This window comes from Thalassospira sp. ABD4_177 (assembly GCF_056160125.1).
Map to the genome: position 1 here is coordinate 1901388 of NZ_JBSWWO010000001.1, position 23228 is coordinate 1924615.

The window sequence follows — 23228 nt, forward strand, 5'->3', positions numbered from 1 at the left end:
TTTCTTAGAGTTTGAGACGGGCAAGGATCTGGGCCGCGCGCTGTTCGACCGGGCCTTTGCGAATTTCGACCAGCTCATAACCGCATTCGCGATAAGTCTGGCACAGCACGACATATGTTCTGACGGCTTCGGAGAAGCTTTGTGTTCGCGCCGCATCGTTTTTGTAGATTTCCGACCAGGGCGGCAGGACAAACGCGATCTTGTGGTAGCGATAGGTTCTGATGGCGCGCATTAGATCGGGGTTTTCGGAAAGGCCGCTTAGCCTGCGATGGGCGAGCGTGTCGGGCAGGCCGCGATCACAGAAAACCGTGCGCGGATGGTTTTGAATGCCTTCCTGCCAGGCGCGAATGGACCGGCGATACATCAGACCGGCATAGGCATCATTATCCGCCCATGGCAGGGCGGTACCGCCGCGTTCCATCTGTTCTTCGATGATGGCACGCGCCACCTCGGGGCTGGTGTCAAAGCCCCGGTCATCAAGATAATTGATCATTGTGGTTTTGCCCGTACCGGGGCCGCCGGTCAGGACAACAAGGTTGGACGTTATGGGTGTTTGCATTCGTGTTCGTGTCTCCGCAAGCACGCCGTTCTGGTCGGGCTTTGCGGCAAGGGGATGGCAATATTGTTGTTGGTTTTGGGTAGGGGCGCGATCCGCGCGAGTGGCGCTTTTTAACGGCTTCACCCGGCAAGTCAACGGCAAACGCGACGGATGTCTGAATGGCGTTAACTTGCCGGTTTTTCGATACGTGCGAGGATATGATCCGACACCAGTTGCGCCGATGGCGAAAGCCGATGGCCGCGCGCGGTAATCAGGCTATAGGGTTTGATTTCAATCGCGCCATCAAAGGGCAGTTCGGTAATCAGCCCGCCACTGGTCAGAAGGGTTGTGACTTCCTCGGCCATGGGGGCGATGGCGTTGGTGTCTGCAAGGGTTGCCAGCGTCACCAGAAGGGATGCCGAATTCAAACTGGAATGGGGCAGGGGCAGATGACGCGAAATAAATACATCCTCGATCGTGCGGCGCATCAGGTTGCCTGGCGGCGGTAAAATCCATTCGAACTGTGCCAGCCTTGCCAGTGTGATCGGCGTGTTGCCCTCCAACAGTGGATGGCCGGTGCGCACCATCAGGCGGATTCTCTCGCTTCGGATTTCGCGGATGTTAAAAAGGCGGGGATCCATATCCTCGGGCACGCGGCCAATGACAAAGTCATGGTCGCCAGCCAGCAGATCCTTGATCAGCAAATGCGACGGCCCGACCCCGACATGCGCTTCGAGCAACGAGTTCACGGCCTGAACGCTTCGGATCGCGGGTACCACCAGGTCAACTGCCGCAGCCGTCACCGCGCCCACAAAAACAGTGCCGCCGCCATGTTTGATATCCTCGATCTCGCGTTCGGCTTCGCGGATTTCAATCAACATGCTACGTGCACGCCGGGCAAGGGCGCGGCCGGCATTGGTCATCTCGATCCCGCGCGGGCTGCGCACGCATAATCTGGCCTCAAGGATGTTTTCCATCTCAGACAATAGTCTAGAGGCGGCTGGTTGCGATGTCTTGAGCATGTCAGCGGCCAGACTGATCTGACCGGTCTCTTCCATCGCGACAATCATGCGCAGGTGGCTAAGCTTAAGCCCCCTCTGAAATAGGTTTCCAGAGCGGAAAAGCAGGGATTTTGCCGAGCTGAGTGGTAGTGGATTGGATGTCTTGGCCATCTGGATGTCCTCTGGTATGGCGCGATTTTATTATATCATTTTTGATATGCAAGTTTCGAAATTGTTTATTTGATTGTTATGTAACCCGTCGGAATAATGGCGCCGTGTCCTTTGGGAAAGGGGATACAACATCAATTGAAAACAAAGACACGACGCATGCAGGCCACACATGCCTGTAAAAGTCGGGCTTAAAGAAAAATGGCTGGTATGCCGTGTCTTTTAGGGAGGATAGCTATGAAACGTCTCAGTGCCGTAATGGCAGGGGTCGCCTTTGGCGCGGCCGCAATGATGAGCCCGATGCTTTCGGGTGGTTACGCTCATGCCGCCGACAAAGGCTATGTCGGGATCGCAATGCCGACCAAATCTTCGTCGCGTTGGATTTCCGATGGTAATTCCATGGTCGAGCAGTTCGAAGCTGCGGGTTATGAAACCGACCTTCAATATGCCGAAGACGATATTCCGAACCAGCTGTCCCAGATCGAGAACATGATCGTTAAAGGCGTCGATGTTCTGGTGATCGCAGCGATTGACGGTACGACGCTTTCGAATGCGCTGGAAAACGCAGCCGCAGCAGGCATCAAGGTGTTTGCCTATGACCGCCTGATCGTCGAAAGCCCGAATGTCGATTACTATTCCACCTTTGATAACTTCAAGGTTGGCGTACAGCAGGCAACCTCGCTGGTTGATGGCCTTATTGCATCGGGTGAGCCGCCCTATAACGTCGAACTTTTTGGCGGGTCGCCGGACGATAACAACGCGTATTTCTTCTATAATGGCGCAATGTCGATCCTGCAGCCGCTGATCGACGAAGGAACTATCGTGATCAAATCCGGCCAGATGGGCATGGACACCGTTGGGACGCTTCGTTGGGATGGTGCGGTTGCACAGGCGCGTATGGATAACCTTCTCTCAGCACATTACACCGACGAAGAAGTTGATGGTGTCCTTTCGCCGTATGATGGTCTGTCGATTGGTATCCTGTCTTCGCTTAAGGGTGTCGGCTATGGCTCCGGCGACATGAAAATGCCGGTTGTGACTGGTCAGGATGCTGAGCTGCCGTCGGTCAAGTCGATCCTTGCTGACGAACAGTATTCCACCATCTTCAAGGACACCCGCGAACTGGCCCGTGTCACCGTTTCGATGGTTGACAGCGTTCTTGCAGGCGAAAAGCCGACCATTAACGACACCAGCACCTATAACAACGGTGTCAAAGTTGTTCCTTCCTATCTGCTTGAGCCGATCATGGTCGACAAATCCAATTGGGAAGAAATCCTGGTCGGGTCCGGCTATTACAGCAAAGACGACGTGCAGTAAGCACCACGGCGTATGCGGCCCCGGCGATATGCCGGGGCCGTGTTTCCGAACGGCTTTCGGGAAAACAAAGACCAAAGCAGATCAAGGCGCGGCTGGCTTGCCAGCGGCAGTGGGAGGACCGGATGGATACCATCCTGGAAATGAAGAACATCACCAAGACCTTTCCGGGTGTGAAGGCGCTGGATGATGTCAGCCTGAAAGTGGAACGTGGTGAAATCCATGCACTTTGTGGCGAAAACGGTGCCGGAAAATCCACGCTGATGAAGGTGTTAAGCGGGGTTTACCCGCATGGAACCTATGACGGTGACATCCTTTATGACGGCGGGGTACAGGAATTCAAGGATATCCGCGACAGCGAAGATCGCGGGATCATTATCATTCATCAGGAGCTGGCGCTTGTGCCGCTTCTCTCGATTGCCGAGAACATCTTTCTGGGCAACGAAGTCAGTGAAAACGGGGTTGTGAACTGGCCGGCGACCTTTGCGCGCACCGGTGAGTTGCTTCAAAAAGTCGGTTTGAAAGAAAACCCGGCGACGCTTGTCACCAATATCGGGGTTGGCAAACAGCAGCTTGTCGAGATTGCCAAGGCGCTTTCGAAAAAGGTGAAGCTTCTGATCCTTGATGAGCCGACAGCAAGTCTTCAGGAAAATGACAGTCAGAAACTGCTCGACCTGTTGCTGGAATTCAAGGCGCAGGGCATTACCTCGATCCTGATTTCACACAAGCTTAATGAGATCAACCGGGTTGCGGACCGCATCACCATCATTCGCGATGGTCAGGCGATTTCAACCCTGGATGCCCGTGGCGGCACGATTACCGAAGACGACATCGTAAAGGATATGGTCGGGCGCGATATGGCGCACCGCTATCCGGATCGTACGCCCAATATCGGTGCCGAAAAGCTGATGGAAGTCCGCAATTGGTCGGCCACCCACCCGCTGCATCCCGAACGCAAGGTCGTCGATAACGTCAATATCGACGTTGCCGCCGGCGAGGTTGTCGGCATTGCCGGGTTGATGGGCGCGGGGCGCACCGAACTTGCCATGAGCATCTTTGGTCAGTCCTATGGCACCGATATTTCCGGCGAGGTGTTGCTGCGCGGTCAGCCGATTGATGTGTCGACCGTGGAAAAGGCGATTGCATCGGGGCTGGCCTATGTCACCGAAGACCGCAAGGAAATGGGTCTGATCCTTGAAGAAAGTATCACGACCAACATCACGCTCGCCAATCTGGGCGGGGTTGCGGAAAACGGTGTTCTGAACGAAGGGGCAGAGCGATCTGTTGCCGAGGAATACCGCAGCAAAATCAATATTCGCACCCCCAATGTCGCGCAAAAGGTCATGAACCTTTCGGGTGGCAATCAGCAGAAAGTCGTTTTGTCGAAATGGCTGTTTGCCGCCCCCGAAGTTCTCATCCTTGATGAGCCGACGCGCGGCATCGATGTCGGGGCAAAATACGAGATTTATACGATTATCAACCAACTGGCAGCCGACGGTAAGGGGGTCATCATGATCTCGTCGGAAATGCCGGAGCTTCTGGGCATGTGCGATCGCATCTACGTCATGAACGAGGGCGAGATCAAAGGGCAGCTTGCGGCAAAGGACGCAAGCCAGGAAGCAATCATGCGCATGATCCTGAAGGCGTGAGGAACGGACAATGACGGATACTGATACCAAATCAATCGGCTACTATCTGCGCACCCATATCCGGGAATACGGCATGGTTGTTGCGCTGGTCGCCATTCTGGCCTTCTTCCAGGTCCTGACCGACGGCATCATGCTCAAGCCGGTCAACCTGACCAACCTGTTCCTGCAAAACAGCTATATCATCATCATGGCGGTTGGCATGCTGCTGGTGATTGTTGGCGGCAATATCGACCTGTCGGTTGGCTCTGTCGTTGGCTTTATCGGCGCTTTGGCCGCGGTGATGATTGTGAATTGGGATTTGCCGACAGCGCTTGTTATCCCGGTCTGCCTGATTGCCGGTGCGATCATTGGTGCGGCCCAAGGATACTGGGTGGCCTATTGGCGCATTCCATCCTTTATCGTGACGCTGGCCGGCATGCTGGTCTTTAAGGGCCTGACGCTCGCCCTTCTGGGCGGGGCGTCGGTCGGGCCGTTCCCGGATGGCTTCCAGGCGATGTCATCGGGCTTTATCCCGGACTTCTTTGGCGGCTTGATCGAGGGGCGCTTTAACCTGTTTTCCATGTCGCTGGGTGTGGCCCTGGCCGCGATCCTGCCGATCCTGGGTCTGCGCGCGCGCGCCAAACAGGCGAAGTTCGCCGCCGTCGAAGAACCGATGGCAGTGTTTGTGACCAAACATGCGGTGGCTGGTCTTGCGATCCTGTTTGTGACCTATCTGCTGTCGACCTATCGCGGCTTGCCAAACATCCTGGTGATCATGGCGCTTCTGATCGCGATCTTTACCTTTATCACCAACTCAACGACGCTGGGGCGCCGTATTTATGCGCTGGGCGGTAACGAGAAAGCCGCAAAGCTTTCGGGCATCAATACCAAACGCCTGACCTTCCTGACATTTGCCAATATGGGCATGCTGGCCGCCTTGGCCGGGCTGGTGTTTGCTGCGCGTTTGAATACGGCAACGCCCAAGGCCGGTCTTGCGTTCGAGCTTGATGTGATTGCCGCAGTCTTCATCGGTGGTGCATCGATGTCGGGCGGGGTTGGCAAGGTGATCGGTGCTGTGGTTGGTGCGCTCATCATGGGTGTCATGAATAACGGGATGTCGATTATCGGTGTCGGTATTGACTGGCAACAGGTGATCAAGGGCCTTGTGCTTTTGGCCGCCGTGATCTTCGACGTCTACAACAAAAACAAGGCGTAACAACATGTTGACGCGGAGCGACATGCACCGGGCTGAAAACATCCGGTTTGACCTTACCGGGTTTTCCGGGCTGGTTGCTGGTGCGTGTCGTTCAATGTCCTGTGTGTGGCTGTCCCAACCGCACATGACCGGATCCGTCACGATAATAAGTCAAAAAGGAAAACGGGCATGACGAAGTTCAAACCGGCACCCTGGCCGCGCACCCTGCGGTCACAAGAAGGTTGGTTCGGCGGAACCAGCAAGGACAATATCTATCACCGCAGCTGGATGAAGAACCAGGGTTTGCCATCGGATCTGTTTGACGGACGTCCGGTGATTGGCATTTGTAATACCTGGTCGGAACTGACGCCCTGCAATGCCCATCTGCGTGATCTGGCCGAACGGGTCAAACACGGCATTTACGAAGCCGGTGGCCTGCCGCTTGAATTCCCGGTGTTTTCGACCGGTGAAAGTACGCTCCGCCCGACCGCAATGATGTTCCGTAACCTTGCCTCGATGGATGTTGAGGAAATGCTGCGCGGGACACCGCTGGATGGCGTTGTCCTGATGGTGGGGTGCGATAAAACCACGCCATCACTTTTGATGGGGGCGGCCAGCGTTGATATCCCGGCCATCGTCGTCACCGGCGGTCCGATGCTTAATGGCAAGTGGCGCGGTGAGGATATCGGATCGGGTACCTCGCTCTGGCAATTGGCTGAGGCGCGCAAGGCTGGCAAGATCAGCACCGAAGATTTCCTTGAAGCCGAAATCGCCATGTCACGCTCGCCTGGATCATGCAACACCATGGGTACGGCATCGACCATGGCCAGCATGGCCGAGGCGCTTGGCATGGCGCTTTCGGGTAATGCCGCCATTCCCGCCGTTGACAGCCGCCGTCGTGTGATGGCGCATGTCACGGGGCGGCGTATCGTTCAGATGGTCAAGGATGACCTTAAGCCCTCTGACGTCATGACCAAGGAAGCGTTTGAAAACGCCATCCGTGTCAATGGTGCGATTGGTGGCTCGACCAATGCGGTGATCCACCTTCTGGCGATTGCCGGGCGTGTGGGCATCGACCTGTCGCTTGATGACTGGGACCGCTTGGGCAAGGACATTCCAACGATTGTGAACCTGCAGCCATCTGGTGACTACCTGATGGAGGAATTCTTCTATTCCGGTGGTTTGCCTGTGGTGATCAAGGCATTGGGCGAGGCGGGCAAGCTTCATAACGATGCCCTGACCGTGTCGGGCGACACCATGTGGGATCAGGTCAAGGATGTCCGGAACTGGAACGAAGACGTCATTCGCCCGTTCGAAAAGGCCCTGACCGCCAGTGGCGGCATCGCGGTGGTCAAAGGCAACTTGGCACCCAATGGGGCGGTCATCAAGCCGTCCGCAGCAACGCCGGAGCTGCTCACCCATCGTGGCCGGGCGGTGGTGTTTGAAGACATCGATGATTACAAGGCCAAGATCTATGACGATAACCTTGATATCGATGAAACCTGCATCATGGTTCTGAAGAACTGCGGTCCGAAAGGTTATCCGGGCATGGCAGAAGTCGGCAATATGGGCCTGCCGCCCAAGGTGCTGCGCAAGGGTATCACCGATATGGTCCGCATTTCAGATGCCCGCATGAGCGGCACGGCATACGGCACAGTCGTCCTGCATACCTCGCCCGAAGCCGCCGCAGGTGGCCCATTGGCGGTGGTGCAGAATGGCGACATGATCGAACTGGATGTGCCCAACCGTCGCCTGCATCTCGATATCAGCGACGCAGAACTTGCTCAGCGCCTGGCAGATTGGAAAACCACCGTTCCGGTCCCCACTAGCGGTTATGCCTCGCTCTATTACAAGTCGGTCATCGGAGCCGATCGCGGAGCCGACTTCGACTTCCTCGTCGGCCATCGCGGCAAGGAAATCCCGAAGGATAGCCACTAGGATCAAGGGCGAAATACTGAGAGCAAACAAAAACCGGCTGATGCAGATGTGCCAGCCGGTTTCTTCGTTCCTGAGGCTTTGGGATTATTCGGCAATCTGCCGGATCGCTGCTGGCATATCATGATAGGCGGTCACAACCGCATCCGCGCCAAGCGACTTGGCGCGCGTATCGTCGACTTCCATGGCAACGGCAATTGCGCGGATGCCGGCTGCGCGGGCGGCATTCACATCATTGGCGTGATCGCCGACCATGATGGCGGTGTCGGTTGATTTATCAAAGCCAAGCTGGTTCAGGACAAAGTCAAGGAAGCGACCATCGGGTTTCTTGACCTCAAAGCTATTGCCGCCGGCGATGACGCCAAACAGATCCGCGACCCCGAGATTGGTGAGGATGGCCTTGCAGGGGGCTTCGGGCTTGTTCGAAGCCAGTGCAATCGTCCAACCGTCTGCCTTTAGTTCGCGTAAGACGGTTTCGGCATTTTCAAACAGGCGGGTATAGGCGTAGTCGGTTTCGACGTAGCGGGTGTTGAAGTCGACATTGAGCTCATCAAGCATCGCATCAGTTGGTGTTTCTCCGCGCGCAGCGAAGGCGCGTTTGGTCAGCATCCAGGTGCCATCGCCCAGCATCGCCTCGATATCATGGCGCACCAGCGGTTCGTGCCCGTGGGCGGCCAGCAAATCATTCATCGCAAACAGGATGTCATCGACCCCGTCAATCAGGGTGCCATCAAGGTCGAACAGGATGAATTTGGCCATCGGGTGGAGCTCCTTGCACGGGCTTGATTGTTGTTATTACGGGCTTGGCATCCTTTATAGGAACTTAACCGATATCGTGCCATTAACAATCGGTAACATCTGCTAACAGCCGGTAACAAAACGTGATTCTTTATGGGGTTTTGCTTGAAAAGAATATGTTCTAAGACTTGCTGCGAATTGGATTATTTGCATCACACATCGTCGTGATGACACTTTCAAAGGGGATGCTGCGCAATCGCAGCCATCAGGGTAATAAATGTCGCTTGAGCTAAGTGTTGTTGTTTTGGCCGCCGGGATGGGCACACGCATGAAAAGTGCACTGCCCAAAGTCATGCACAAGGTCGCCGGCAAGCCGATGGTCAGTCATGTCATTGACACAGCAGCCCACCTGAATGCGACAAAAACCATGGTCGTTGTCGGTCCGGATATGCCCGATCTGATCAAGACCGTTTCCCCGCATCCGACTTTTGAGCAAACCGATCGCCTTGGCACAGCCCATGCCGTTTTGGCCGCGCGTGACGGCCTTTCGGGGCTTCGCGGCAATGTGTTGGTGCTGTATGCCGACAGTCCGCTTTTCACCTCTGAAACGCTGGCGCGCCTTGTTGCAGCACGCGAGGAAAATGATCATGCCGTTGCGGTTCTGGGCTTTCGCCCGGAAGACCCGACCGGATATGGACGCCTTGTGACTGATGCGCAGACAGGTGCCTTGAGCGCAATCGTCGAGGACAAGGAATGTGATGATGCGCAGCGTCAGATCAATTTCTGTAATTCCGGGGTGATGTGTTTCAGGGCCGAAGACATGATTGCAACCCTTGAGGCGATTGATAACGCCAATGCCAAGGATGAGTATTACCTGACCGATGCGGTGGCAGTGGCACAGAAAAATGGCCAAAGCTGTGTTGCGGTCGAGGTCGATGAGGCAGAGACACTTGGTGTCAATTCCCGTACCCAGCTTGCCGTTGCCGAGGCCATCGTTCAAAACCGCCTGCGCGAAGCAGCGATGGCAGAAGGCGCGACCCTGGTTGATCCGGCGTCAGTATTTTTGAGTGCCGATACCAAGCTTGGCCGTGATGTGATTGTTGAACCGAATGTGGTTTTCGGACCGGGTGTCACGGTGGGCGATAATGTCGTGATCAAGGCATTCAGCCATCTTGAAAGCTGTGTGGTTGGTGAGGGTGCCGATATTGGCCCCTACGCCCGTTTGCGCCCTGGGGCAGAAATCGGAGCCGGTGCGCGGGTTGGCAACTTTGTCGAGATCAAGAAAGCCGTCGTCGAGGACGGGGCCAAGGTCAATCATCTGAGCTATATCGGCGATGCACGTGTCGGGGCCAAGGCCAATATCGGCGCAGGCACGATCACGTGCAACTATGACGGTTTCCGCAAGCAGCATACCGATATCGGGGCTGGCGCCTTTATCGGCTCGAACTCATCGCTTGTTGCACCGGTGGAAATTGGCGATGGGGCGATTGTCGGGGCGGGCAGTACCGTGACCGGCAAGGTTGAGGCGGATGCCCTGACCCTGACAAGAGCCGAACGGATTGAGAAAAAGGGCTGGGCTGCCAAGTTTCGCGAAAAAATGCGCGAACTGACCGGCAAGAAATAGCCCGAACCAAAGATTATCAAATGGCCGCCCACATCCGGGTGGCTGGACGACACGCGAAGTAAAGCAGGAAGAAAACCAGCATGTGCGGCATTATCGGGATTATTGGCAAAGACAGCGTCAGCGATCGTATCCTAGAGGGCCTCAAGCGCCTTGAATATCGCGGTTATGACAGTGCCGGGATTGCAACCCTGGTCAATGGCCATATCGAACGTCGCCGCGCAGAAGGCAAGCTGATCAATCTTGCCAATCGCTTGGATGACGCGCCACTTGCAGGCGACGTTGGTATCGGCCACACTCGCTGGGCGACCCATGGTGTGCCGACCGAAAACAACGCCCATCCGCATACCGATGGCAAGGTTGCTGTCGTTCATAACGGCATCATCGAGAACTTCCAGGAAATCAAAGCGGAACTCTCTGCCAAGGGCCGTGAATTTGCCACCGAAACCGATACCGAGGTGGTGGTGCATCTGGTGTCCGATTTTCTGGATCAGGGCAAAAGCCCGCGTGACGCGGTGGCGGCCACCCTGCATCGCATTGAAGGTGCCTTCGCATTGGTTATTATGATTGCCGGTCAGCATGACGTCATCTTTGGCGCGCGTCGTGGCACGCCGCTGGCTGTTGGTCTGGGCGAGGGTGAGATGTATCTCGGCTCGGACGCCATGGCGCTGTCGCATCTGACCAACAAGCTGATTTACCTTGAAGAAGGCGACTGGGTCGAAATGACCCGCGATCATGTTCAGGTGCGCGACGAAAATGACGAGGATGTCACCCGTGAAACCAAGCTGTCAGCCGTTTCGGGTGCCATGATGGGCAAGGGGAACTACAATCACTTCATGCAGAAGGAAATCTTCGAGCAGCCTGCGGTGATTGGCGATACCCTGCATGCCTTCATCAACCCGGCGACCCAGACCATCAAACTGCCCGACATGCCGTTTTCCTTTGCCGATGCAACGCGCCTGACGATTGTGGCTTGCGGCACGTCCTATTACGCCGGTCTGGTGGCAAAGCACTGGGTGGAACGTTATGCTGGTCTTGGTGTTGACGTCGATGTGGCATCCGAATTCCGCTATCGCTGCCCGCCGCTGCCAGAAGGGGGTGTTGCCCTGTTTATTTCGCAGTCGGGCGAGACGCTTGATACCTTGGCAGCCCTTCGTTATGCGAAATCCAAGGGCCAGAAGATCGTTTCCATCGTCAACGTGCCCGAAAGCACGATTGCGCGTGAAAGTGACGTGGTACTTCTGACCTATGCTGGCCCTGAAATCGGGGTCGCTTCGACCAAGGCATTTACCACGCAGTTGACAGTTCTGGCCTGCCTTGCGGTGACCATCGGGCGTGACAACGGCACCCTTGCCAAGGATGAGGAAGCCGCAATCGTAACGGCCCTGACCGAGGTACCCAAACACGCCGCCGAGGTCCTGCATCATGACGATGCACTCAAGCAGCTGGCGCATGATGTCGCCGATGCGCGCGATGTGCTTTACCTTGGCCGTGGTCTTGGTTATCCGATCGCGATGGAAGGGGCGCTCAAGCTCAAGGAAATCTCCTATATCCATGCCGAAGGCTATGCAGCGGGCGAAATGAAGCACGGGCCGATTGCCCTGATTGACCAGTCGGTTCCGATCATCGTCATCGCACCGTCGGATGAGCTGTTTGAAAAAACCGCATCAAACATGCAGGAAGCGGCTGCACGTGGCGGACGCGTCATCTTCATCTCAGATGCGCCGGGGCTTGCCAAACTGGGCGATATCGCATCGGCCACGGTCGAGCTTCCCAAGGTTGCCGATTTTGTCGCACCGATCCTTTACACCATTCCGGTGCAGATGTTGGCTTATCACGTTGCTGTCCATAAGGGCACCGACGTCGACCAGCCGCGTAACCTTGCGAAATCAGTAACTGTCGAATAATCGTCGCGATTATTCAAAAGTATCAAAAAATGGCCGGATGCAATTGCATTCGGCTTTTTTGTTTGCGGATTACGGATCTTGGGCGTGAATAACGCGTCCAAATAAGACTTCTTTGCAATAAGTTAACCGAAGGTTCGACAGTATTGGTCGGGCAATGTAACCTTGATGCAGGCAGCGTTGTTCCACGCCATCAACTTTTCGATGAGAGCAGAATGAAAATTATCGTGACGGGCGGTGCAGGGTTTATCGGATCTGCTGTTTGTCGGCATATGACCGGGTTGAAGGGCTATGAGGTCCTCAATATCGACAAGCTGACATATGCTGGCGATCTGCGGACGCTGGCGTCGATTTCCGCGCAAGGCAACTACCATTTCGCCCATCAGGATATCTGCAACCGGGATGCAATTATCGAGCTGTTTGACACGTTTCAGCCCGATGCGGTGATGCATCTGGCCGCTGAAAGCCATGTTGACCGCTCTATCGACGGGCCGGGTGATTTTATTCAGACCAATGTGGTGGGCACGTTCACCTTGCTTGAGGTCGCGCGTGGCTATTTCGATAAGCTGCCAGCCGACAGGAAATCCAAGTTCCGCTTCCATCACATCTCGACAGATGAGGTTTACGGGTCGCTTGGCAGCGACGGGCTGTTTACCGAAGAAACGGCGTACGCGCCGACGTCACCTTATTCGGCAAGCAAGGCGAGCTCCGATCATTTGGTTCTGGCGTGGTATCATACCTACGGGCTACCGGTTGTGATCAGCAATTGCTCGAACAATTACGGCCCGTTCCAGTTCCCCGAAAAGCTTATTCCGCTGATGGTGCTCAATCTGATGCATGGCAAGCCGCTTCCTGTTTACGGCGAGGGGCTGAATACCCGTGATTGGCTGCATGTCGAAGACCATGCCGAGGCCTTGGTGAAAATCCTGACGGAAGGCCGATTGGGCGAGAAATACAATGTCGGGGGCTGTAACGAGCTTACCAATATCGATGTCGTCAAACGGATTTTCGATACGGTGCGTGACATCGTGCCGGACATCTCGTTTAAGAGCTTCGATGACGCGGTGACATATGTGAAAGACCGTCCGGGGCATGACTGGCGATATGCCATCGATCCAACCAAAATGCAGACCGAGTTGGACTGGAAACCAAAATACGATTTCGAGACCGGCCTGCGGCAGACCGTTGCGTGGTATGTGAATAATCGCGCTTGGTGGGAGCCGATCTTGAAAACCAAATATGCCGGTGAACGTCTGGGCAGTGCCAAGGGGCAAGCCGATGCCTAAGATCCTCGTGTTTGGGAAAAATGGTCAGCTCGCCAGTTGCCTTGCCATGTGCGGCGATGAATTTCCCAATGCCGAGCTGGTTTTCGCCGGCAGGGATGAATGTGATCTTGAGGATGTTCGCCAGATAGACCGGGTCATCAACCGCGTACAACCGGATATCGTGGTGAACGCCGCAGCATATACCGCAGTTGATCTGGCCGAGGAACAGGCGGATATCGCATTCAAGGTCAATCGCGATGCTGTGCGTGCGATGGCAGAGGCGCTTGCCAAACGCTCCGTGCCTCTGATCCATGTTTCAACCGATTATGTGTTCGATGGGCGGGCGTCAAAACCCTATACCGAGCAAGATCCGGTTTCGCCGTTGGGCGTGTATGGTACGAGCAAGTTTGCCGGTGAAGAGGCGGTCAGAGAGACACTGGAAAAGCACCTGATAATTCGCACATCTTGGGTTTTCAGTTCGTTCGGGAAAAACTTCGTCAAGACGATGCTCAATCTTATGGCGCAACGAGATGAACTTCGTGTCATCAATGACCAGACCGGATGCCCGACCAGCGCCCATGACCTGGCGCGGGCTATTCTCAAGCTTTGCGAAGAGGCGGTTGCGAGGGATTTTGACAAGTTCGGTACCTATCATCTGTCATCCGATCAGCCGCAAACATGGTTTGAATTTGCCAATCGCATCCACAAAGTGGCTGTGCAGGTTTGGGGGGCTGCTTGGAAAGGCAAGAACTGTCACATCACGCCTGTGCCGTCTTCGGAATATCCGACCGTTGCGACGCGTCCCGAATATTCCGTGATGTCGAGCCAGCGCTTTACCGAGACATTCGCGATACAGTTGCCAACCGTCGAAGAAAGCTTGAACGCGGTTATTGAGAATCTTCCAGGGGAGACGTCAGATGCGTAAGGGGATCATACTGGCAGGCGGTACCGGATCGCGTTTGCACCCATCGACACTGGTTGTCTCCAAGCAGCTGCAGCCTGTCTATGACAAGCCGATGATCTATTATCCGCTAACAACACTGATGCTGGCGGGGGTCAAGGACATTCTGATTATCAGCACACCGCGCGATGTGCCGCTGTTTAAAGACTTGCTAGGTGACGGCTCAAAGTGGGGGATTAATCTTGAATACGCGGTGCAGCCGGAGCCGCGCGGTCTTGCAGATGCATTTATTGTCGGCGCTGATTTTATCGGTAATGACCCCTGCTGTTTGATTTTGGGTGACAATATCTATTTTGGTCATAACCTGACCGATCTGTTGCGAAGCGCCATGGCCCAACCCGATGGCGCAACCGTATTTGCCTATTACGTTCAGGATCCCGAACGATACGGGGTGGTTGAGTTTGACCGGGATGGCGTGGCGCTCGATATCGAGGAAAAACCCGAACATCCCAAATCGAACTTTGCGGTCACCGGTTTGTATTTCTATGATTCAGACGTGGTCGAAATCGCCAAATCGATCAAGCCGTCAAAGCGCGGTGAGCTTGAGATTACCGATGTGAACAAAGCCTATCTCGCCCGCGGCACGCTTAAGGTCGAAAGAATGGGCCGTGGCTATGCCTGGCTTGATACCGGCACTCATGCCGCGATGCTCGATGCGGCGAATTTCGTTCGTGCCGTGGAAAGTCGTCAAAGCCTCAAGATCGCCTGCCCGGAAGAAATCGCCCTTCGAAAAGGCCTGATTTCGGTCGCGCAGTTTGAAAAGCTCTTGAGCGAATTTGGCGCAAGCTCCTATAGGGCATATCTGCAGACGGTTATACAAACTTATGACATATTGTGAGCCGGCTTAAAATACCGGGTTTTCGCAGTAGCTGGCAAAGCTCATTGCGGTTGCGTCTTTTTCGGAAATAGTGACTTCGGCTTCGCTAAACGGCCAGTCGATAGCCAGATCGGGGTCATTCCACTTGATCGCATTTTCGCTCTCTGGCGCATAGGGTGTTGATACCTTGTAGTTGACTTCGGTATCCGGCTCCAACGTAACGAAACCGTGCGCAAAGCCGGCAGGCACAAACATCTGGTTCCATTTGTCCGCGCTTATCTCTGCAGACACCCATTTTCCAAAGGTGCTAGAGCCAGTGCGAATGTCGACGGCTATATCAAGAATTCGACCTTTTATGACTCTGATTAGCTTGTCTTGAGCAAACGGAGGGCATTGAAAGTGCAGACCCCGGAGGACGCCGGTGTTTCGTGATAGTGAGTGGTTGTCCTGTACAAATGGCATTTCAATACCGTTTTTGGAGAAGTCTGCCATGTTGTAGGTCTCAGAGAAAAAACCGCGATCATCACCAAATTTTTTCGGGTAAATCAACTTAACGTCAGGGATTTCCATGTCTTTAAATTGCATCTGTGCAACCTTATAAAGAGTGAAAGAATTAATATAGCGTACGGATACCAGATGAAACGGTTAATTGCATTTGCGCATTTCGACAAAGACTCTGTTGTCGACGATTATGTCTTGAGGTTGCTAGAAGGCATCAAGCCTCATGCAGATCGTATTGTTTTTGTCTCAGACAGTAAGTTGTCCGAATTTGAGAAAGAGAAGGTTTCAAAATATGCTGAGTGCCTTTTTGCTGAAAACCATGGAATGTACGATTTCGGAAGCTGGAAAATCGCTCTGACTGGAATCTGGGACCAAGTGGCTGATTACGACGAAGTGATCGTGATGAATGATTCTTGCTTTGGTCCAATCAGTGATTTCAACATGGTCTTTAAAAGTATGGACCGAAAAACATGTGATTTCTGGGGGATAACCGGCACGTATCTGCGAAAAAAAAAGCACTTTAGTATAAATAGCTACTTCATCGCATTTCGAAAAGTCATCTTAAATGACCCTGTTTTCCTCCGGTTTTGGCAAGGTGTAGAGAGGCAAGAATCAAAAGATGCCGTGGTTGATAAGTATGAATTTGGTATTTCAGATCTGTTACATGATCACGGCTACCATTCTGATACCTATTGTGGTTGGTTTTTTTCCGACATAACGATCTCAACGGCTTTCTTTCCTGTAGTCTGGAAAAAAAAGCACTGTCCTCTTGTTAAGGTCAAACTGTTTCGGCTGAACCCAAATATGGCACCGAAACTTGATAAATGGCTTGATACACTTAACAACGTATACCCTAGGTTTTTGGTCGATAACCTTATCAGACGCTATCTTGGGACGTCTTCTCCTGCTCATTACAGCTATAGTTATCCGACCTTTAAGACGTATTGGCTGCATGATCGCTTTGTTGCTACTAAAGCGCATTATACGAAGTCAAAAAAATGGTGGCGTTTCTATGTGAAACTACTTGGGATTCCAGTGTTCATGATGGTTTTGCCATCGGGTATAAAAGCCGTTCCGAAGCGATCCTCAGAGTGATTTGCCCATCCAACTCATGTACTATAATGACGCAACACTTACATTCCCTGAAGACGACGAACTTTAGTCAAAACTTCGTGGCCTGATGAAACGCTCAGACATTTCAGTATCTTTAGCGTCAACTTATGACGCTTGAATTTTCTGATTTACTGCTTTGATACTCTGTAAAGAGCGCTGATCTTTGTCTCCGACGGGCCGGGACTTGCCAAACTGGGCGATATGGCTTCTGGCACGGTGGAATAGGTTTCTTGCCATATCACATCAAAAAACCGGATACGTTTGTGTCCTGATTTTCTTGTAGATGGGAAGCAAAACTAGTCTAAGAAGCACCACCTAAATCGTAGCGCCGCGTCCAAACGGATCATGTTTGACCATATACTCAGAAAACCGTTTCATGAACGGTTCGTATTCTGCGCCGAGGAAATGATATAGCGGGTCGATCACGATCGTGTTTTTGCGTTCAGGAATGACGGATTCATTGAAATCGCCGTTTTCGATCGCAGCGAGAACGTTGGTATCGGCTGCAAGAAACTGAGAAATCATACCCTTGTTGTAGTGATTTATCAGGTCACTCATATGCCGGTGGCCGCTCTTGGGGAGGCCGCTTCGCGCCAGATAGTCTTCTTGCCAGGCAATGCCCATCAGAAAGCCGACTGAGTTGTGGGATTGATCTTCTGATCCCGGTTTCACCCAAAGACTTTGGGATACCTCGAACAAGGGCTTCTCTGATCTAATGTGCGCTCGGGTGTAATGGCTGGCGGCCAAAGGTGTTCTGAAAACTTCGCCGTCTATGTTCCCCTTGTTGAAAGCAACATAGCTGCGGCGTGAAAGAAGCTTGACCAGCGTGATGCGGCATCCGAGCTTGGCATAGACATCAACCAGAATTTTGGCGGTTTGTTGCGTCATCTCGTTATTGGCGGTCATCCCAAGCCGTTTCGGGCAGGCATCTGTTGGTTCTGCTGCCTGAACTGTCCGAGACATCCCAACAGACAAAAGTAGCGCCAACATTAGGGTTTTGCATAAGCATTTTCCGAGCATTTGACCGACTTCTGTATCTGGAACTGTTATTTTAGAAGGATTGCATGTGGGGCCTTTCCTGTCACTGCGCAATAGGCCAGCATTGAGAACCAGATGTCTTTGACTTCTTACATCTTGCCGTTTTGCTCAAAAGGTTGGTGCTTGGAAAGATAGTTGGAAAGACGCTCCATGAACGGACTGAATTCCGCCCCGAGGAAGTGGTAAAGCGATCCCACCTTAAGCGTTTCGATCTGGATTGGTTCTTTCCCGGGGGCAAAGGCGCCTTCACGGATGGCGAGACGAATGGTTTCGTCTTCGGCAAGGAAGCGATCAAAGGTTCCAAGATTGTAGTGCGATATGACGTCATCCAAATCGCGATGGCCGCTTGTCGGTTGGGTTGGGTCTTCGGACAAATACTGTTCCTGCCACGCCAGACCGATCACAAATCCGACGGGACCGTCAGAGTGCAATTTGCTGCCAGGGGCTGCCCATAAACTGTTGGAAATCTGAAGCAACGGAACGTATGATTGCACGAAGGATCGCGAATAGCGTTTGGTCGCCAGGGGAAAGCGGAACATTTCCCCGTCAACCTGTCCTTCATTAAAGGCGATAAAGCCCCGGCGCCCCGGCAGGTTTACGACCTGAACCGGGCAGCCCAGCTGCTCATAAATATCAACCATCACTTTGGTGACCTCGCCAGCCAGCCGGTCATTGCTGACGCTGCTCAGCTGTTTGGGGCAGTCATTTGCGTCCTGCGCATGTCCGATGGCAGGCACCAAAAGTACCAACACGAACAGGATCAAGGATATTCGTGGTCCGGGCGTCATTGTCTGCTGCACTACTTTCAGGAGCCAAATCAGATGCTTGTCCCAAAATAGATTGGGACGCAGAGACCTTTGCTCAAGGGTAGAGCAAACGCTTTTTGTCATCTGTTTTTAAATTGGTGATCGGAACTTTGGTCGCGGGCCTGCGTTGAGCAAATTCATGACGGCTTTTGAATTGTTGCCTTTCCCGATCTGGCCTGATCTTGCCACGGGCCTGTGCTGAACCGGCTTTGGTTGTGCCGGGCAGGGTTGGTCCCCACATATCAGAAAGTCTGCAAGCCAGAAGCCAAAATCCCGAAGCCATCCCGTCCATAACGGTGATTTATCTGTCTGGCTCATAAGTACTATTAAAAGAATGCCGTAGCGCGATTAATTTTTTTGGGCAGACTGGAAGCAATCAAAAACACGTCCAAAAACCCGGACGCACATCAGACAGGCCCGAGAGATCGACGGGCGAATGGCACGCCAAAAATCCGGTCCCGTCGCAGAACCGAACTTGGAGAGAGCGCCATGAAACTGACAATCAACAATGAGACCTATGATGTCGACGCAGAGGGCGACACACCGCTGCTATGGGTCATTCGTGATAACCTTGGCATGACCGGCACCAAGTTTGGCTGCGGGCTCGCACAGTGCGGTGCATGCTCTGTGATGGTCGATGGTGTCGTGACCCGTTCCTGTGTCACACCGATTGATGCTGTCGAAGGACAGGAAATTACCACCATTGAGGCCATCGAAAGTGATCCGGTCGGCAAGCGTGTGGTCGAAAAATGGGTCGAACATCAGGTTCCCCAGTGCGGCTACTGCCAGTCCGGTCAGGTGATGGCGGCAACCGCGTTGCTCAAAGAAGTCGAAAACCCGACCGAAGATGACGTTGCTGCGGCGATGGTCAATCTGTGCCGTTGCGGCACCTACAATGCAATCCACGCCGCGGTCAAAGACCTTGCGGAAGGAGATGCGTCATGAAACAGCTGAAACCTTCTGCATCAGAGCAAGAACAATTCCCGACAGGCGAACCGGTCAATATTTCACGCCGTCGCTTCCTGCTTGGTGCCGCCGGCGCGACAACCGGCGCACTTGTTCTTGGTTTCGGTCTGCCCGTGGGTAAGGCCCGCGCCCAAAGTGGTGGCGAGGTGACACCGGGCACCCGTGTGCCGGCCTTCCTTGAAATCCGTCCTGACAATACGGTGCGCTTGCAAAGCCCGTTCGTTGAAGGCGGGCAGGGCATCTTTACCGCCATGGCACAGATTGTTGGCGAAGAACTGGATGCCGATCCCAAAAGCTTTGTTGTCGAAAGTGCGCCGGCCGGTCCCGACTATCTGGTGATCAATAACCAGATGCGTATCACCGGCGGCAGTATGTCGGTGCGTACGAGCTATTCGACCATGCGCAAACTGGGTGCGTCTGCGCGCCAGATGTTGTTGCAGGCGGCGTCCAACCGCATGGGCGTTCCGGTCGCACAGCTGACGACCGAACCGGGGTATGTCCTAAACAGCAATACCGGCAACAAGATCCCATATGGTGATCTGGCCGAAGACGCGCTTGATCTTGCCGTCCCCGATCCCGAGGGCATCGAGCTTCGCGATCCGTCGACTTTCCGCTGGATCGGGAAACCGATGGATCGTCTTGATATCCATGACAAGGCAACGGGCAAGGCCGTCTTTGCCATCGACTGCAAGGTTGATGGCATGGTTCATGCCGCTGTTCAGCACGCACCGCGTTTTGGCCTTGGGGTTGGCAATATCGTCAACGAAGCTGAAGTCAGCGCGATGAAAGGCGTGATGTCGATCCATCGCCTAGCCGGTGCTGTCGCGGTCGTTGCGGAACGTTGGTGGAATGCCAAGGTCGCGGCAGAGGCGCTTCAGGTTGAGTGGGTCACACGCGATGCGGATGGTTCGAAAATCCGCCATATGCCCGAAGATTTCTCGACCGCGGCGTTTTCCGAACGTCTGGCCAATGAAACCGGTGCTGGCAAGGCTGGCGAAGAAGAAGGTGATGTCAGTTCGGCATTGTCGAATGCGACCACCACGGTTGAGGCAACCTATCGCAGCCAATTCGTCCATCATGGGCAGCTTGAGCCGCCATCGACCCTTGCACGGTTTAACGATGACGGAACCCTTGATATCTGGATGCCAAACCAGGCACCGGAACAGTTTCAGTCGCAGATTGCCGGCATTACCGGCCTTGATGCATCCCAGATCAATATCCATTCGCCGATGCTGGGTGGGTTCTTTGGGCGTCACTTCCTGTATCCGGAAGCCAACCCGTATCCCCAGGCCATTCAATTGGCCAAGGAAGTCGGGCGTCCGGTCAAGCTGATCTGGACGCGTGAGGAAGAATTCCTGCGCGATCCGCTGCGTCCGATGGCAGCCGTGAAATTCCGCGGTGGTCTGGATGCGGATGGCATGCCGGTTGGTCTGGAAGCCATCAGTGCGACCGAAGGCCCGACCGAGGGCATTTATGGTCACAATCCGGATTCCATGGATCCGACCGCGCTTGAAGGTCTGACCGGCAAGAAATACGCCATTGCCAACCGCCGGATTGCGCAGGTTTATGTCGAAACGCCGGCGATGCTGGCTTATTGGCGCTCGGTTGGCCATTCAATGAATGATTTCTTCTATGAAACGTTCCTTGATGAAATGGCCGATCAGGGCGGGCAGGATCCTTATGAACTGCGCCTAGCTCTGCTTAAGGACAATGAACGTCTGTCCAACTTGCTTAAGGCGGTTGGCGATTTGTCCGGTGGCTGGAAACGCGGTCCGTTCACCGCAGCAGATGGCAGCCAGCGCGCACGTGGTGTCGGTATGGCATCGCCGTTTGGCAGTGAGTCTGCTGCCATTGCCGAGGTTTCCATGCAAAACGGACAGGTCGTTGTCCATGATGTCTGGGAAGCAATTGATCCGGGCAGCATCGTCAACCCGGCAATCATCGAGGCACAGGTTAATTCCGCAACCGCACTTGGTTTGTCGGAAATTCTGATGGAAGAAGCCATTTACGAGAATGGCGAACCGACCGCGCGGAACTATGATCTGTATCCGATCCTGCGGCCTGATCAGATGCCCAACGTCCATGTTCGTATCGTCGAAAGCGGTGCGCCGATGGGTGGTATTGGCGAGCCGGGGCTTCCGCCGGTTCTGCCGGCAGTTGCCAACGCGGTTTCGACCCTTACGGGGCAGCGCGTGCGGGACATGCCGCTGAGCAACCTGCGCTTTGAAAGCTAGGCCCCTTAACGCAGATACAGCGGCGGTCACAGATTTTCTGTGATCGCCCAACGCCCGCATCGTGCTGATCTGCGTTTGGATTTCGCGTTAAAACCAAACCAAACAAAAACGGGGATTCCGTTGAAAAAGTTGTTTCTGACTGTCTTGGGCGTCGTTGTTGTTGGCGCGGCCGGCACTGCCTGGATCGCGACACATACGCCGTCTTCGCCCTTTGATGATGTAACCGCCTCTGCGCCATCAGAAGACCTGATCGCGCGTGGCGAATATGTTGCCCGCCTTGGGGACTGTGTTGCCTGCCATACCACCCCGGACGGCAAGGCCTTTGCCGGCGGGCTTGAAATGGGCACGCCGCTTGGCTCGATCTTTACCACCAATATTACCCCGGATCCGGAAACCGGTATTGGCAATTACAGCCTTGCCGATTTTGATCGCGCACTGCGCCATGGCGTGGCGGCGGATGGTCATCGTCTGTATCCGGCAATGCCATACCCGTCCTATGAAAAGATGCCCGATGAGGACATCGAGGCGCTTTATGCCTATTTCATGGAAGGTGTCGAACCGGTCAAACAGGCTAACAAGCCGACCGAAATCGAAGAACCGCTCAATATGCGCTGGCCGCTTGCCCTTTGGAATGTTGCATTCACCGAGGGTGAGGTCTATCAGGCCAAGGCATCCGAAGACGATATGTGGAACCGGGGTGCCTATCTGGTGCAGGGACCGGGGCATTGTGGCAGTTGCCATACCCCGCGTGGTCCGGCGATGAACGAAGTCGCGCTTGATGAAAGCAGCCCGGAATATCTGTCTGGTGCATTGCTCGATGGTTGGTACGCGCCAAGCCTGCGTAATGATCCCAATATCGGTCTTGGCCGTTGGAGCGAAGAAGACATTTACGCCTATCTCAAGGATGGCCGTAATGAACATGGCGTCGTGTTCGGATCGATGGTTGAGGCGTTCAACAACTCGACCCAGTTCATGACCGATGATGATCTGATGTCGATTGCCCATTATCTGAAATCGTTGCCGGCGGATCCGGATTATGACGGACCGGTCTGGGCATATGATGAAGCAACCGCAGATGATCTGTCACGCGATGTTGCCGACAAGGTGCCCGGTGCGCGGACCTATGCGACGAACTGCGCGTTTTGTCATGGTCGTGATGGTCTGGGGCAGAATGAATGGATCCCGCCGCTTGCCGGTGTGTCGTCCATGCTCGCCCCCGAGGCGGAGTCTGCGATCAATGTGACGCTGAACGGGTCACCGCGTGTCATCGCGAATGGTGTGCCGGACACTTACCGTATGCCGCCCTATCGTGAGCACCTTTCGGATGCCCAGATGGCCGAGGTGCTGACTTATGTGCGATCAAGCTGGGGCAACCATGGTGATGCTGTCAGTGCGGAAGAAGTGGCTGCCCTTCGTAGCCATACCGACCCGGCCAGCATCGATGTGATCATCTTGCAGATGCGCTGATTGGATATGCCATGCAAA

Annotated in this window: 19 protein-coding genes; 13 read left to right on the forward strand and 6 right to left on the reverse strand. The window is 54.3% G+C overall.

Annotated features, from left to right (window positions below; translation table 11 throughout):
• Nucleotides 1-4: 4 nt before the first annotated feature.
• Both ACXAF0_RS08685 and ACXAF0_RS08690 read right to left on the reverse strand, forming a co-directional pair.
• Entirely contained in the window at nt 5-559 is a 555-nt protein-coding gene (locus ACXAF0_RS08685) for an AAA family ATPase (RefSeq protein WP_475345483.1), read from the reverse strand.
• 164 nt (nt 560-723) lie between these two features.
• The gene (locus ACXAF0_RS08690; RefSeq protein ID WP_475345484.1) at nt 724-1710 is read right to left on the reverse strand and encodes a LysR family transcriptional regulator; all 987 of its coding nucleotides are present in this window, start codon (nt 1708-1710) and stop codon (nt 724-726) included.
• 234 nt (nt 1711-1944) lie between these two features.
• Here ACXAF0_RS08690 and chvE point away from each other — a divergent pair, with 234 nt between their 5' ends.
• The 4 genes from chvE to araD all read left to right on the forward strand — a co-directional run bounded on the left by chvE (nt 1945) and on the right by araD (nt 7782).
• On the forward strand, nt 1945-3024 hold the full coding sequence (gene chvE / locus ACXAF0_RS08695; RefSeq protein WP_475345485.1) for a multiple monosaccharide ABC transporter substrate-binding protein: 1080 nt from the start codon (nt 1945-1947) through the stop codon (nt 3022-3024).
• 122 nt (nt 3025-3146) lie between these two features.
• Nucleotides 3147-4670 carry a multiple monosaccharide ABC transporter ATP-binding protein gene (gene mmsA / locus ACXAF0_RS08700; protein ID WP_475345486.1) on the forward strand — a complete coding sequence of 508 codons (1524 nt, stop codon included), beginning with the start codon at nt 3147-3149 and terminating at the stop codon, nt 4668-4670.
• A 10-nt stretch (nt 4671-4680) separates the two neighbouring features.
• Nucleotides 4681-5865 (forward strand): multiple monosaccharide ABC transporter permease, encoded by a 1185-nt coding sequence (mmsB, locus tag ACXAF0_RS08705; RefSeq protein WP_475345487.1) that lies wholly within the window; start codon nt 4681-4683, stop codon nt 5863-5865.
• A 168-nt stretch (nt 5866-6033) separates the two neighbouring features.
• Nucleotides 6034-7782 carry an L-arabinonate dehydratase gene (gene araD, locus ACXAF0_RS08710; protein WP_475345488.1) on the forward strand — a complete coding sequence of 583 codons (1749 nt, stop codon included), beginning with the start codon at nt 6034-6036 and terminating at the stop codon, nt 7780-7782.
• Between the two features lie 84 nt (nt 7783-7866).
• Here the strand turns inward: araD and ACXAF0_RS08715 are convergent, their stop codons facing one another.
• Entirely contained in the window at nt 7867-8538 is a 672-nt protein-coding gene (locus ACXAF0_RS08715; RefSeq protein ID WP_475345489.1) for an HAD-IA family hydrolase, read from the reverse strand.
• A gap of 256 nt (nt 8539-8794) precedes the next feature.
• Between ACXAF0_RS08715 and glmU the strand changes: the two genes are divergently transcribed.
• The 5 genes from glmU (at nt 8795) to rfbA (ending at nt 15106) form a co-directional block, all read left to right on the forward strand.
• Nucleotides 8795-10141: a bifunctional UDP-N-acetylglucosamine diphosphorylase/glucosamine-1-phosphate N-acetyltransferase GlmU gene (gene glmU, locus ACXAF0_RS08720; protein WP_475345490.1), complete on the forward strand. Its 1347-nt coding sequence runs from the start codon at nt 8795-8797 to the stop codon at nt 10139-10141.
• An 80-nt stretch (nt 10142-10221) separates the two neighbouring features.
• A complete protein-coding gene (gene glmS / locus ACXAF0_RS08725) occupies nt 10222-12045 on the forward strand; it encodes a glutamine--fructose-6-phosphate transaminase (isomerizing) (RefSeq protein ID WP_475345491.1) in 1824 nt (607 codons plus the stop codon).
• A 212-nt stretch (nt 12046-12257) separates the two neighbouring features.
• On the forward strand, nt 12258-13328 hold the full coding sequence (rfbB, locus tag ACXAF0_RS08730; RefSeq protein WP_475345492.1) for a dTDP-glucose 4,6-dehydratase: 1071 nt from the start codon (nt 12258-12260) through the stop codon (nt 13326-13328).
• Entirely contained in the window at nt 13321-14232 is a 912-nt protein-coding gene (rfbD, locus tag ACXAF0_RS08735) for a dTDP-4-dehydrorhamnose reductase (protein ID WP_475345493.1), read from the forward strand. Before rfbB ends, rfbD begins: the two co-directional genes overlap by 8 nt.
• Nucleotides 14225-15106 (forward strand): glucose-1-phosphate thymidylyltransferase RfbA, encoded by an 882-nt coding sequence (gene rfbA, locus ACXAF0_RS08740; protein WP_475345494.1) that lies wholly within the window; start codon nt 14225-14227, stop codon nt 15104-15106. The genes rfbD and rfbA overlap by 8 nt, the downstream gene beginning before the upstream one ends.
• 6 nt (nt 15107-15112) lie before the next feature.
• On the opposite strand, the gene rfbC is transcribed toward rfbA, so the two are convergent.
• A complete protein-coding gene (gene rfbC, locus ACXAF0_RS08745; protein ID WP_475345495.1) occupies nt 15113-15670 on the reverse strand; it encodes a dTDP-4-dehydrorhamnose 3,5-epimerase in 558 nt (185 codons plus the stop codon).
• Nucleotides 15671-15721: 51 nt separating this feature from the next.
• Here rfbC and ACXAF0_RS08750 point away from each other — a divergent pair, with 51 nt between their 5' ends.
• Nucleotides 15722-16681 carry a rhamnan synthesis F family protein gene (locus ACXAF0_RS08750; RefSeq protein ID WP_475345496.1) on the forward strand — a complete coding sequence of 320 codons (960 nt, stop codon included), beginning with the start codon at nt 15722-15724 and terminating at the stop codon, nt 16679-16681.
• A 333-nt stretch (nt 16682-17014) separates the two neighbouring features.
• Here ACXAF0_RS08750 and ACXAF0_RS08755 read toward each other — a convergent pair whose 3' ends face one another.
• On the reverse strand, nt 17015-17689 hold the full coding sequence (locus ACXAF0_RS08755) for a hypothetical protein (RefSeq protein WP_475345497.1): 675 nt from the start codon (nt 17687-17689) through the stop codon (nt 17015-17017).
• A gap of 137 nt (nt 17690-17826) precedes the next feature.
• Nucleotides 17827-18474, reverse strand: a complete 648-nt coding sequence (locus ACXAF0_RS08760; RefSeq protein WP_475345498.1) for a hypothetical protein — start codon at nt 18472-18474, stop codon at nt 17827-17829.
• Nucleotides 18475-19032: 558 nt separating this feature from the next.
• Here ACXAF0_RS08760 and ACXAF0_RS08765 point away from each other — a divergent pair.
• From ACXAF0_RS08765 to ACXAF0_RS08775, 3 genes are all read left to right on the forward strand, one after another.
• The gene (locus ACXAF0_RS08765; protein WP_475345499.1) at nt 19033-19488 is read left to right on the forward strand and encodes a (2Fe-2S)-binding protein; all 456 of its coding nucleotides are present in this window, start codon (nt 19033-19035) and stop codon (nt 19486-19488) included.
• Nucleotides 19485-21743 carry a xanthine dehydrogenase family protein molybdopterin-binding subunit gene (locus ACXAF0_RS08770; RefSeq protein ID WP_475345500.1) on the forward strand — a complete coding sequence of 753 codons (2259 nt, stop codon included), beginning with the start codon at nt 19485-19487 and terminating at the stop codon, nt 21741-21743. The genes ACXAF0_RS08765 and ACXAF0_RS08770 overlap by 4 nt, the downstream gene beginning before the upstream one ends.
• 120 nt (nt 21744-21863) lie before the next feature.
• Nucleotides 21864-23210 (forward strand): c-type cytochrome, encoded by a 1347-nt coding sequence (locus tag ACXAF0_RS08775; protein ID WP_475345501.1) that lies wholly within the window; start codon nt 21864-21866, stop codon nt 23208-23210.
• Nucleotides 23211-23228 lie beyond the last annotated feature (18 nt).